Source organism: Parvibaculum indicum (assembly GCF_011762095.1).
Classification (GTDB): domain Bacteria; phylum Pseudomonadota; class Alphaproteobacteria; order Parvibaculales; family Parvibaculaceae; genus Parvibaculum; species Parvibaculum indicum.
In genome coordinates this window covers 354619-365358 of sequence record NZ_JAASQO010000002.1, presented here as the reverse complement: position 1 = coordinate 365358, position 10740 = coordinate 354619, and the positions used below count along the sequence as shown (strand labels likewise).

At 59.1% G+C, this 10740-nt stretch carries 9 protein-coding genes and 2 pseudogenes; 5 read left to right on the top strand and 6 right to left on the bottom strand.

The window, feature by feature from the left end; genetic code table 11:
* Positions 1–101: 101 nt before the first annotated feature.
* Entirely contained in the window at positions 102–719 is a 618-nt protein-coding gene (locus tag FHS78_RS04385) for an IS607 family transposase (protein ID WP_167090782.1), read from the top strand.
* Positions 706–1980, top strand: coding sequence for an RNA-guided endonuclease InsQ/TnpB family protein (locus tag FHS78_RS04380; protein WP_205305184.1), 1275 nt, complete (start codon positions 706–708; stop codon positions 1978–1980). The genes FHS78_RS04385 and FHS78_RS04380 overlap by 14 nt, the downstream gene beginning before the upstream one ends.
* Before the next feature lie 306 nt (positions 1981–2286).
* Here the strand turns inward: FHS78_RS04380 and istB are convergent, their stop codons facing one another.
* From istB to FHS78_RS04355, 5 genes and pseudogenes are all read right to left on the bottom strand, one after another.
* Complete coding sequence (gene istB, locus FHS78_RS04375; protein ID WP_167090729.1) at positions 2287–3039, bottom strand: IS21-like element helper ATPase IstB; 753 nt, start codon at positions 3037–3039, stop codon at positions 2287–2289.
* 24 nt (positions 3040–3063) lie between these two features.
* Positions 3064–4617 carry an IS21 family transposase gene (gene istA / locus FHS78_RS04370; RefSeq protein ID WP_167090725.1) on the bottom strand — a complete coding sequence of 518 codons (1554 nt, stop codon included), beginning with the start codon at positions 4615–4617 and terminating at the stop codon, positions 3064–3066.
* Positions 4618–4800: 183 nt separating this feature from the next.
* Positions 4801–5055, bottom strand: a pseudogene (locus FHS78_RS04365) (IS21 family transposase); the annotation flags it as partial.
* A 213-nt stretch (positions 5056–5268) separates the two neighbouring features.
* On the bottom strand, positions 5269–5961 hold the full coding sequence (locus FHS78_RS04360; protein WP_167090719.1) for a nucleotidyl transferase AbiEii/AbiGii toxin family protein: 693 nt from the start codon (positions 5959–5961) through the stop codon (positions 5269–5271).
* On the bottom strand, positions 5897–6361 hold the full coding sequence (locus FHS78_RS04355) for a hypothetical protein (protein WP_167090716.1): 465 nt from the start codon (positions 6359–6361) through the stop codon (positions 5897–5899). The genes FHS78_RS04360 and FHS78_RS04355 overlap by 65 nt, the downstream gene beginning before the upstream one ends.
* Positions 6362–6649: 288 nt before the next feature.
* On the opposite strand from FHS78_RS04355, the gene FHS78_RS04350 reads away from it, so the two are divergent.
* The 3 genes and pseudogenes from FHS78_RS04350 to FHS78_RS19320 form a co-directional block, all read left to right on the top strand.
* A complete protein-coding gene (locus FHS78_RS04350) occupies positions 6650–7003 on the top strand; it encodes a helix-turn-helix transcriptional regulator (protein WP_167090714.1) in 354 nt (117 codons plus the stop codon).
* Positions 7000–8310 carry a type II toxin-antitoxin system HipA family toxin gene (locus tag FHS78_RS04345; RefSeq protein WP_167090711.1) on the top strand — a complete coding sequence of 437 codons (1311 nt, stop codon included), beginning with the start codon at positions 7000–7002 and terminating at the stop codon, positions 8308–8310. The genes FHS78_RS04350 and FHS78_RS04345 overlap by 4 nt, the downstream gene beginning before the upstream one ends.
* A gap of 228 nt (positions 8311–8538) precedes the next feature.
* A pseudogene (locus FHS78_RS19320) lies at positions 8539–8691 on the top strand (IS21 family transposase); the annotation flags it as partial.
* Between the two features lie 29 nt (positions 8692–8720).
* Here the strand turns inward: FHS78_RS19320 and FHS78_RS04340 are convergent.
* Positions 8721–10280: a Fic family protein gene (locus tag FHS78_RS04340; protein ID WP_167090708.1), complete on the bottom strand. Its 1560-nt coding sequence runs from the start codon at positions 10278–10280 to the stop codon at positions 8721–8723.
* Positions 10281–10740 lie beyond the last annotated feature (460 nt).

The window sequence follows — 10740 nt, the reverse complement described above, 5'->3', positions numbered from 1 at the left end:
CCATCGCATCCGCAATCCAAGCCTTCACCCCCACCGAGTGTAAAAACTATTTCGCTGCCGCAGGATATGATCAGGAATAATTTGAATCCGCTCTAGTTGGAATAGGTGAGGCCGCAAAGGCCCTGGGCGTAACGCCCCTCACCCTGCGCAGATGGGACGAGAGCGGCAAACTCAAGCCCGCCCGCGTGACCGAGGGCGGCCGGCGCCGCTATGACCTCGCCAAGCTTCAGCCGGAGCTTCATCGGCAGCAGGATGATACCGCCCGACGCACAGTCGCATATGCCCGGGTCTCCTCCCATGACCAGAAGCCGGCCCTGGAGCGCCAGGCGCATCTGCTCGAGGCCTATTGCGCCGGGCAGGGCTGGACCTACGAGGTCGTCACTGATCTCGGCTCCGGCATGAATTATCGCAAGAAAGGCCTCAAGCGACTGCTCGAAGACATCGTCGAGGATCGCGTCGGTCGCCTGGTCATCACCCACAAGGATCGACTGCTGCGTTTCGGCGCCGAGCTCGTCTTCGCGATCTGCGAGGCGAAGGGGGTCGAGGTCGTGATCCTGAACCAAGGCGAAGACACCAGCTTCGAAGAGGATCTCGCGCGCGATGTCCTCGAAATCATCACGGTCTTTAGCGCCCGCCTTTACGGCGCACGCTCCCGAAAGAATGCCAAGCCGATCGCCGAAATCAAGGCCGCGGCCGAAGGAGTCGATGGTGGCGCTTGACGGAGCAATGGTATCTACCCGGATCATGACGGTTCATCGCGTCGCTCTTGATGTGAACAAGACGCAAGACGAGCTGTTCTCCCAATGCGCCGGTATCGCCCGGTTCAGCTGGAACTGGGCCCTCGATCGCTGGAAATCGCAATATTCCGCGCACCGCGCGGACAACGCCCTGCCAAAGCCCAACGAGGCGGCGTTGCGCCGTGAACTCAACGCAATCAAGGGGACCGAATACCCCTGGATGCTGCAAGCGCCCAAGGCAGTTCCGCAACAGGCGATCAAGAATCTTGGGGCAGCATTCAAGGGCTTCTTTGCCGGGCGCGCCCGCTACCCCAACTTCAAAGCCAAGGATCGATGCCGGGAGAGCTTCCGGCCTGACAACGGCCCTGGAACATTCCGTATCGAGGGTCGACGTTTGAAACTGCCGCGCATTGGATGGGTGCGCATGCGTGAAGATCTGCGTTTTGGTCCGGATAGGGAACCAGCCCTGAAATCCGTGACTATCTCTCGAGAGGCTGGGCGGTGGTTCGCGGCTATTGCGGTCGAGATCAATCACAGCTTTACGCCGCGTCCCGACGAGGAGGTTCTCGGGGTCGATCTCGGTGTTACCGACCTGGCAACCCTGAGCGATGGCCGCAAGTTCGCCGGTCCGAAATCTCTGGGCAGAAACCTGAAGCGGCTCGCCAGGCTCCAGAGGTCCCATGCGCGAAAGGCAAAAGGCGGGAAGAACCGCGCGCGTTCTCGCGCCAAGATCGCGAAGCTCCATGCGCGCATCCGCAATATCCGGCAGGATGGGCTGCACAAGCTCACGACCGGGCTGGCCCGCAAGGCCAGCGCTGTGGTCATTGAGGATCTCAATGTTCGCGGCATGATGGCGAACAGGCATCTATCCCGCGCCATCTCGGACATGGGCTTTTACGAATTTCGCCGCCAGCTGAGCTATAAGCTCGAGCGTCTCGGTGGTGCCCTTATGGTCGCCGACAGATTCTATGCTTCCAGCAAGATCTGCTCGGCATGCAATACTAAAGCGGAAACTCTTCCGCTCTCGGTCCGCTCATGGACCTGCGCCAATTGCGGCGCGCAGCATGATCGCGATGTGAATGCAGCGATCAACCTCAAGAATTTGGCCGGTAGCGAGGACTTCGCGGTCCGTCCGGTGACAGCTTGTGGAGCGGAAGGCTCTGGTGACGGAAATGATCCCGTTACGAAACCGGCCGCGTCGAAGCAGGAATTGGGCTCTGATCAGAAAAGATCAAGTCCATGAAAGCGGTGAACCCTCCCACGCTGAGCGGGTGTCGATTTTTTCGCTACCGGCAGGCGTTCATAAAGCCAGCACAAATAAATTTGGGAGCCATTTTTAGACCGTTTTTCTGAATCAGTATTGAAATCGACGAAAAACCAAATGATTTCAATGCCGCCCAAGTCGGGCTGGTATTTTGTGCGGATTTCAGAATTACCGGACAGCGATTCCGCTAAATCCCGGACAGCCGTTTCAGTAATTCCCGGACAGTCCGGGCACGGCTGATTATCTTCCTGCAGTCATGTTTCGGTATGCATCGTTTCGGTGTTTTCAGGGGGGGGTCAAGTTCGTGTTTTGATCTGGCCGCCGCATGCTGTCTCCCTTGAGGTCGACGCGGTGAGCATTGTGGACGATCCGGTCGAGGATGGCGTCCGCGATTGTGGGTTCACCGATCATGTCATGCCAGGCTGAGACGGGGAGCTGAGCGGTGATGATGGTGGATCGCCGCTGATAGCGTTCCTCAAAGAGTTCGAGGAGGTCGAGGCGCTGTTGATTGGTCAGCCCATGGGTCCCCCAGTCGTCGAGAATGAGGAGCTGGACGCGGGCCAGCTTGTCGACCAGCTTGGGGAATCGCCCGTCGAGGCGGGCCATGGCCATGTCCTCGAAGAGCCGCGGCATTCGGACATAGAGGACGGAGTGGTCGAGCCGGGCGGCTTGATGGCCGAAGGCGCAGGCCAGCCAGGTTTTACCCGTTCCGGTCTGGCCGGTGAGGATGATCTGCTCCTTTGCCTTGATCCACTCGCCCTGTGCCAGCGCGAGGATCTGACGGCGGTCGAGGCCGCGGCTTGCGGCGAAGTTGACGTCTTCGATACAGGCGTCGGGGAAGCGCAGCCTGGCGTTGCGCAGCCTGTTGGCGAAGCGTTTGTCGGCCCTTGTCGAGACTTCCCGGTCGAGCATGAGGCCGAGCCATTCATTGCGATCGAGAGCCTGGCCCGGGTCCTGTCCGGCGAGAGCCTTCCAGGCGTCGGCCATGCCTGTCAGGCCAAGCGCGGCCATCTGGTCGAGGGTGGGATGTGTCAGCATGTGTTGATCCTTCTGTGCTGAGGGTTACTGGTAGTAGCCGGCGCCACGGATGTTGTCGTGGACCGGTGTCGCGGTGATCGGCTCTGGCGGTTCCGGGGCCTGGTCGAGCCCGGTGACGAGGATGGAGCGCACCGAGGCATAGGAGATGGTTCCGACCGTCAGGGCGCGATTACAGGCAGCTTCCAATCTGTCTGCCCCGAACTGCCGTTGCAGGCCGAGGACGCCGAGGGCCGATCGATATCCCTGTTCGGGATGCGGCCTGTCGCGCATCAGACGTTCAACGAGCGCGGCCGTGTGATAGCCGGTCCGGGCTGCCCTGCGAATGAGGCTTTCCGGCGTCATGCCACCATGGCGCTGATGGGCCTTGGGCATGTGCTCCTTGATGGTGGTGTGGCCGCCACGCGGCCCGCGGCGGTGATGCAAGGCCACCTGCTGGTTGTTGTGGAAGATCTCGATCATGCGATGTGTCAGGCGCACATCGACCTGCCGGCCGATCAGGCGGTGCGGCACGGAATAGAAGCTGTGGAGCACCTCGATATGATAGTCGGGATGCACCTTGGCCTGCTTCCATTCCGCGTACTCGAACGGTGTGTCGGGCAAGGGTCTCAGCGCGGCGCGTTCGATCTCTTCGAAGAGCTCCTGCCGGGAGCGGCCCACCCGCCGCATGGTCCGGGCATTGAGATCCTCGAGCAACTCGGCAATGGCCACGTTGAGTGCCTCGATGGAAAAGAATTGCCGGTTGCGCAGCCGGGCCAGGATCCAGCGCTCCACGATCAGCACCGCGCCCTCGACCTTGCCCTTGTCGCGGGGCTTGCGCGGCCGCGTGGGCAGCACGGTCGTGTCGTAATGTGTCGCCATGTCGGAGAAGGTCCTGGTCACCGACGGCTCGAACCAGAGCGGCTTGACCACGGCGGCCTTGAGATTATCGCACACGATCGCTTTGGGCGCGCCGCGGAAGAACTGCAACGCCCGAACCTGGGCGTCAATCCAGTCGGGCAGCTTCTGGCTGAGGCTGGCCCAGGCGAAGGTGTAGTTGGATGCGCCAAGCACCGCGACAAAGATCTGGGCGCGGCGCGCCTGACCTGTCGCGGGGTCGATTACCGGGATCGTATGGCCGGCATAGTCGGTCTGCATCACCGCGCCCGCTTCGTGGCGGTTGCGATACCGAGGGCTGATCCGGTTCTCGAACTCCCTGTAGCGTTCGCAGAACCAGGTGTAGCCATAGCCGTCGGGGTGGGCCGCGCGATACTCCTCCCAGAGCAGCAGCAAGGTCACGCCCTTGCGCTTCATCTCGGCCGCCATCTTCGGCCAATCAGGTTCGCTCAGATCCCGGGGCGGCCGCCCGACACGCTGGAACAGAACTTGCCTCAGCGTCGCATCGTCATCTCGACCAGCAGGAAGAGGCCAGCAGTCCAGCCCGGCTTCCCGGGCCCGGTTCAGGTAGGTTGCCACGGTCGTCTTGCTCAGCTTCAGGCGTGCGGCAACCTCGCGCGCCGAAAGCCCCTGGTCATGCGTCAGTCGCAGTATCGTTCGAATGTCTTGCACACTCGTGCGCCTCGCTTGCTTCCGTCTCGGCATGCTCCCTCCCGGCCTTGTTCAAGACCGGCAGAATGCCGTGGCGGCGCAGGCGATGACCAACCCTGCCCAACCCCTCCCGGAACTGTCCGGGAATTAGCGAAATCACTGTCCGGGATTTACCGAAACGCGTGTCCGGGAATTACTGAAATGCTTGTCCGGGAATTACCGAAACCCGCAATTTTGAACCGCCACAGGCCGGATCCCCGGTGAGGAGCGCAGCAGCGGCGCGACCTTCGTGTTGAAAATGTCGGCAAGCGGATCCGGACGACGTTGACCGCGAGGGGCCTTCTTCTGAGATGGCAAAGACGGGTCGGCCTGCAGCCGATAGCCCGTTGCTTGGCTGATCCCGGTCTTCGCTGCGGCCACGGGAGTGGAATGAGTCTGTCTGAGCGTCATGAAAAGCCTCGTTTGTTGGTCGGTGACATGAAGGCCTGGCATGAACGATCTCCTTGCGCAGAAAATCATTCCCTATCCGAGCCGGCCACGACCGTCAGACACACACCCTTTCCGGGCGCAACGCGGGGGTGGAGCCTCTCCAGTGGGGCTACACCCTCCCTGCGAGACCCCACCCCCACGTTCTCATCCTGATTGTCGCCAGCATCTCACCCAGATTGTCGCGCTATAGGAGCTAGGGACGAAGGAAGGCGGCTATCAGAGATCGCAAGTCGGCCTGTGAGCCCAGTCCTCGAGAAACCCAACGACGGAGTCGATGGCGGCGGCGGTCATGTATTTGCGGCCCGTCTTTGTGGCATTGATCTCGCCCAGAACTCTTCTTTCGTAGGCTGGCTGATGTGATTTGACACGGTCCAGCACATTGGGAAGGCGATCTTCGACCTCCGGAAGGCATTCTCTGAGCTCGTCTCCGTGGTGATCGATGACGGCCGCTATGTCGAAGATATCGCGGATCTTCAGGGACGAGGCGCGAAAGAACATCTTCTTGGTCGCGGTCTCCCATGGCGTTTCGATGTCGATCACGCGCCCTGCAAACTCCCATGCTTGGGAAGGTGTGTCCGTCCGGCGCCCGCCCGTGATGAAGGCGATCTCTCCGTACGGGAACCTTAGCTTGAGATAGTTGCCCGGAAGGTTGGTCTTGTTTTCTCCGAGAACGGATTTTGTAATCGCATTGCGTTGCGGAGCAAGGTCTCGCAACGCATCCTGGCTGGGCACAAAGATATCGACGTCATAACTCACCCGGTGCTTGTAGTGGACGGCAAGTGCGGTTCCGCCGCCAAAAAGCCAGGGCGTCGGGGTAGCGCTCGCATCAAGAATCCGGATCGCATCACGGAGCAGGGCCTTCCATTTTGAGGTCGGCCATTTCCTTGATCCAGGGGGCAGCGTTTCCATCCAGCGCCCTCCAAGTGCGTGCTGCGCGATAGAGCGTTTCGAAATCCACGACGCCGGCGAGAACGATGTCATGAATTGCGCCGATAGATATTTCGTCGAAGAAAGCCCTCATATGAGGGATCCATCGCGGATCAGCTTGCTCTGCGTACAAGCAAGAAACCAGGGTTTCCGCATCGATCCACTCCGGCCGCGGCGCATTGAGGGTTCCAAGGATCAGATCGATGTCGGCCCGTGCGGCATCGGCGTGCTCGCGCGCGGAACGCAACCTGGCGGCGCGCGCCTTCACGGCATGAACGCCCCAAGCCGGCAACTGCACCTCGACCCTGCGGATCCCGCGCTCCCGACTTTGGGCGTTCCGATATCGCCGCACTCGTTCGCCTGCTGTTCGATCTTTCGACATGCGGTCACCTCTTGCCTTGGCAAGGCGTAACCGGATTACGGCGGCGTGACAACAGGTATCAACGCAAAAAAGGACGACTTGTTCAAAGCTTGAACCTCAAGGGGGCGCGCACCGTGCGCAAGATAACAGGAACCGTTGGAGTTAACTTAAGAGGTCATATATAACCTTTTTCGATTGAAATTGTAATTAAGGGGACAAAAAATACTCTTATAAGATTCTCATTGAAAAAATACGTAGTGGTCCATATGTTACCCATATAAGCAAAAATCATAGTTTAAGGGGTAACATATGACACACTACGTCATCGGCGAGGCTGTGACTCTGGAAGAGCGTCTCGCGGAGATCGGCGATCGCGTTGCCAAGCTTAGGCTGAGCCGGAATATCACGCAGGCGGACCTGGCAGCCGAGGCTGGGCTTGCCGAGAAAACTGTAAAGCGACTGGAGGCCGGTCGGAACGTGTCGCTTGAAACGATCCTGCGCGTGTTGGAGGTGTTCAATCTGGGAGGCGCCTTGGTGCAGGCGTTGCCGGATCCCGAGGTCCGTCCGGTAGAGCGCGTACGCTTGGGCGGGAGGGAGCGACGTCGCGCGAGCGGCTCGACGCAACCATCTTCCAAGGAAGACTGGGAATGGGGTGACGAATGAGCACCGACGCACAGGTGCGCCTCTGGGGGCGGAATATTGGAGCTGTGAGTTGGGTTGCGGATCGCGGCCTTGGCGTTTTTCAGTATGAGCCCGACTTCACCCAAAGCAATATCCAGCTCTCTCCGATCGTGATGCCGCTACGCGAGTCTCCTTACGAGTTTCCCGGGCTCCCTCGCGATGCGTTTAGAGGGCTACCCGGCTTACTCGCGGACTCGTTGCCGGACAAATTTGGCAACGCCCTGATCAACGCCTGGTTGGCGGCTCGTGGACGCAGCGCTTCCAGTTTCAATCCGGTAGAGCGTCTCTGCTACATCGGCACCCGTGGGATGGGTGCGCTCGAGTTCCACCCGACGATACCGGCCGGTGTGCGCAAATCGCGACGGTTGGATATCGAGGCCTTGGTCTCTCTGGCAAACCAGGTCCTGAACCAACGGGAGGACCTGTCAGGGGTGCTGACAGGAGGCGATGACCACGAGCAGCTGGAAGAGATCCTCCGCGTCGGCACCTCCGCCGGTGGAGCCCGGGCGAAGGCCATTCTTGCCTGGAACGAAGAGACCGGTGAATTCAGATCCGGACAGGTCGAAGCCGGGGAGGGGTTCACCTACTGGCTGATGAAGTTTGACGGAATATCCAACAATCGGGACAGGGAATTCGCGGATCCACAGGGCTTCGGCCGCATCGAATACGGATTTTATATGATGGCTTGTGCTGCCGGTATCGAAATGACCCAGTGTCGCCTGCATGAGGAAGGCGGACGAGCGCACTTCATGACCCGGCGCTTCGATCGCACCGAGAGCGGCGGAAAGCTGCACATGCAGTCCCTGGCAGCGTTGCGTCACTTCGATTTCAACCTTGCCGGCGCGAATTCATATGAGCAGGCCGTAGAGACGATCCGTCTACTGCGCCTGCCCATCAGCGCAATTGAGCAACAGTACCGCCGAGCTGTTCTCAACCTTCTCGCGCGAAACCAGGACGATCACGTCAAGAACGTTGCGTTTCTCATGGATCGAAAGGGGGTATGGAGCCTCTCTCCGGCTTTTGACGTGAGCTATTCCTACAACCCGAATGGGGACTGGACGCATCAGCATCAAATGAGCCTAAACGGCAAACGTGATCACTTCACATATGACGACCTGATCGCCTTCGGAGCGTATTGCGGGTTTAAGGAAAGGAAAGCAGCCGAGATCGTGCGCGAGGTTCGGGAAAGTGTGATGAGGTGGCCTGAGTTTGCATCGCAAGCGGGCGTGGCGAAGCCTGACGCGGACCGGATTTTCAATGTCATGCGAACCGAGGTGGCGCCCCTCTAAAGGGAGGCCCTGTTCCTTGGAAAGTGCGAAGTAAAGCGTTCAACTTTGCCGCGCGACAAACAAGGTGAGAATCCAGCGTCTACCAGGATGAGAACGCGGGGGTGGGCCTTTCAAGTCGGGCTACGCCTCCCTGCGACGCCCCACCCTCGCGTTGCGCCCCAAATGGGTCGGTCTGACGGTCGTGACCGGCTCGGCTAGGGAATGATTTTCTGCGTAAGGAGATCGTTCATGCCGGGCCGTCATGTCACTGACCAAAAAGTGAGGCTCTTCATGACGCTCAGGCAGACCCGCACCGTTTCTGTGGCCGCGGCCAAGGCGGGGATCAGCCAGGCAACTGGCTATCGGTTGCAAGCCGACCCAACCTTACCATCACAGAAGAAGACCTTTTTGAACCCGACACCAGGGCGACTTCATCGAGCGGATTCGCGCATGCCATCGAAAGCATCTTGATAAATGCGTTCGATGCGCTGTGTTTCCTCATTGGTCAGCGCTTCGAACTCACGATCGCGGGCGCGTTTCGAGAACTGCCCTTCATTCTGTTGCAAGAAACGGAACAGAAGGTTGATCAACCGATCCGGCATGTCGATGAAGTCCGTCACCTGCTGCCGGAACTGATCGTAGCGGCGCAGAAAGTCCGTCTCGTATGGTAGGTCTTCTTCGATAGTCTTGCGCACGCAGGTATAGAGAAACTCGGCGTGGGGCGTCGCATCGAAGAACCGGTAAAAATCGCCGGTATCGTTCAAAACATGCACATTGAAATCTTCGGTCGGCTCCCAATCGATCAAAGGCAACAGCCGCGTCGAGTAACTTTCCAGGACACGCCGGTACTCATCGATCTGCTCCAGAATAGCCGCAGAAACTGGGAACACGACACCGGGCGGATTAAATTCGCGCTGCGCCAGCACGTGATGAATAAGGTAGCGGTGAATACGGCCGTTGCCGTCAACAAAGGGGTGGATATAGACAAAACCGAAGGCGAGAATGGTCGCCGCAATCACGGGATCAAGATCGCGCGCAGGTCCCCTATCGAAAGAGACCATGCCGTCGATCAGACTCGGCAGGTCCTCCGGTCTGGCGCTGATATGATCTGGCAAGGGCATGCGCATATCACGCTCATGCTCTCCGATGAATCTCCCCTCGTCACGCAGACCAAGCTTGATAAAGCGAGCATCGCCAATGACGATCCGCTGCAAGCGCAATAGCTCTTCCAGGTCCAATTCGTGCTGACCTGCTTCGCCAATAGCGCGTCCCCATCGCTGGATGCGATCCTGCGGTGCGCGCTCCCCCTCAATCGCATAGCTCGATTTAGAATCTTTGAGCAAGAGAAAGGTGGCGGTACGCGCCAGCAGATCGCGTGAAACATTCGCGACAATTTCTTGCGCGCGCGCCGATAGGTTTGACACAACGAAACGCTCCAGCGTTTCAGTGCGAAAAACCAATGGGCAAAAGTCCGGCGTGCCAGGCAGGTTGTTCTTCACGCGATGCCGAGGCGAAGTCTCCCCGGCCACCGCCCATTGCTGCGCCGGATCGACGACCGGGGCATAACGGCCCGCTTGGGCATCGGGCAAATCGAGCCTTTGACCGATCAACCATTCATAGAGAAACCAGAGGCGGCGCGCGTATGTGCCAGTGGGCGTGTCGCGCACCAAAGCCTCAATGGGAACGGCACCGACTGTCAGGAAAATTCGTTTCAGGACTGCAAGATCGAGCCCCTCATATTTGAGAGCGAAAGTGAGATGGCCCTCCAAAGTCGGATGCGGCGCATGTCGCGGTGTGAGAATGCGCCAGCCGCCTTCCTCCAACACGCGATGGCGCTCGCCAATGGCGGAGAGCGTTCGCGGTAGAGGCACTGCCAGTCCGCAAGCCTCGATCAACGCGCTGTACCCGGCAGGGGTCGCCCGTTCCGGAAGACGCCTCTCCTGAAAAACAGTCACCGGCCCTGCAAAATGAAATTCTGCCCCATTACCCATGAAAAACGATTCTCACTTATGAATTTTGATACCAAAAATACAAATTATATGAAAAATAAGCATGCCTGGCGAAAATAGCTTCACCAAAAGCACATTTCATGAAATATCGTTCCCAAAATAGCGGTTCATGAAAAATCATTCGATGCCTGCCAATCGTTCTTAAAGGATGCGCAGTGGCATTTCCTTCACCGTATCCGCGGTCGATTGTTAACGATTGAGCGACATCGTGGCGGACCGCAAGAGCCCTCAAAAGCATGTCTGGCGAGCGCGAATTGTCGTTCTGAGCGAGCTGGGGGGTGGCACCTGCGGATTTCAGAACTATCGGACAGCGATTACGCTAAATCCCGGAGAGCCACGTCAGTAATTGCCGGACAGGACGGGCGCGGCTGATCGTCTGCCTGCAGTCATGTTTCAGCAGGAGCAAGGCGCTAACGACATCGTCTTCGGCTGTATCGAGGCC

Coding starts and splice junctions, on each gene's coding strand:
- FHS78_RS04380 (WP_205305184.1), top strand. CDS start 706: ATGGTGGCGCTTGACGGAGCAATGGTATCTACCCGGATCATGACGGTT.
- istB (WP_167090729.1), bottom strand. CDS start 3,039: ATGCTGACACATCCCACCCTCGACCAGATGGCCGCGCTTGGCCTGACA.
- FHS78_RS04340 (WP_167090708.1), bottom strand. CDS start 10,280: ATGGGTAATGGGGCAGAATTTCATTTTGCAGGGCCGGTGACTGTTTTT.
- FHS78_RS04345 (WP_167090711.1), top strand. CDS start 7,000: ATGAGCACCGACGCACAGGTGCGCCTCTGGGGGCGGAATATTGGAGCT.
- istA (WP_167090725.1), bottom strand. CDS start 4,617: ATGCCGAGACGGAAGCAAGCGAGGCGCACGAGTGTGCAAGACATTCGA.
- FHS78_RS04350 (WP_167090714.1), top strand. CDS start 6,650: ATGACACACTACGTCATCGGCGAGGCTGTGACTCTGGAAGAGCGTCTC.
- FHS78_RS04360 (WP_167090719.1), bottom strand. CDS start 5,961: ATGGAAACGCTGCCCCCTGGATCAAGGAAATGGCCGACCTCAAAATGG.
- FHS78_RS04355 (WP_167090716.1), bottom strand. CDS start 6,361: ATGTCGAAAGATCGAACAGCAGGCGAACGAGTGCGGCGATATCGGAAC.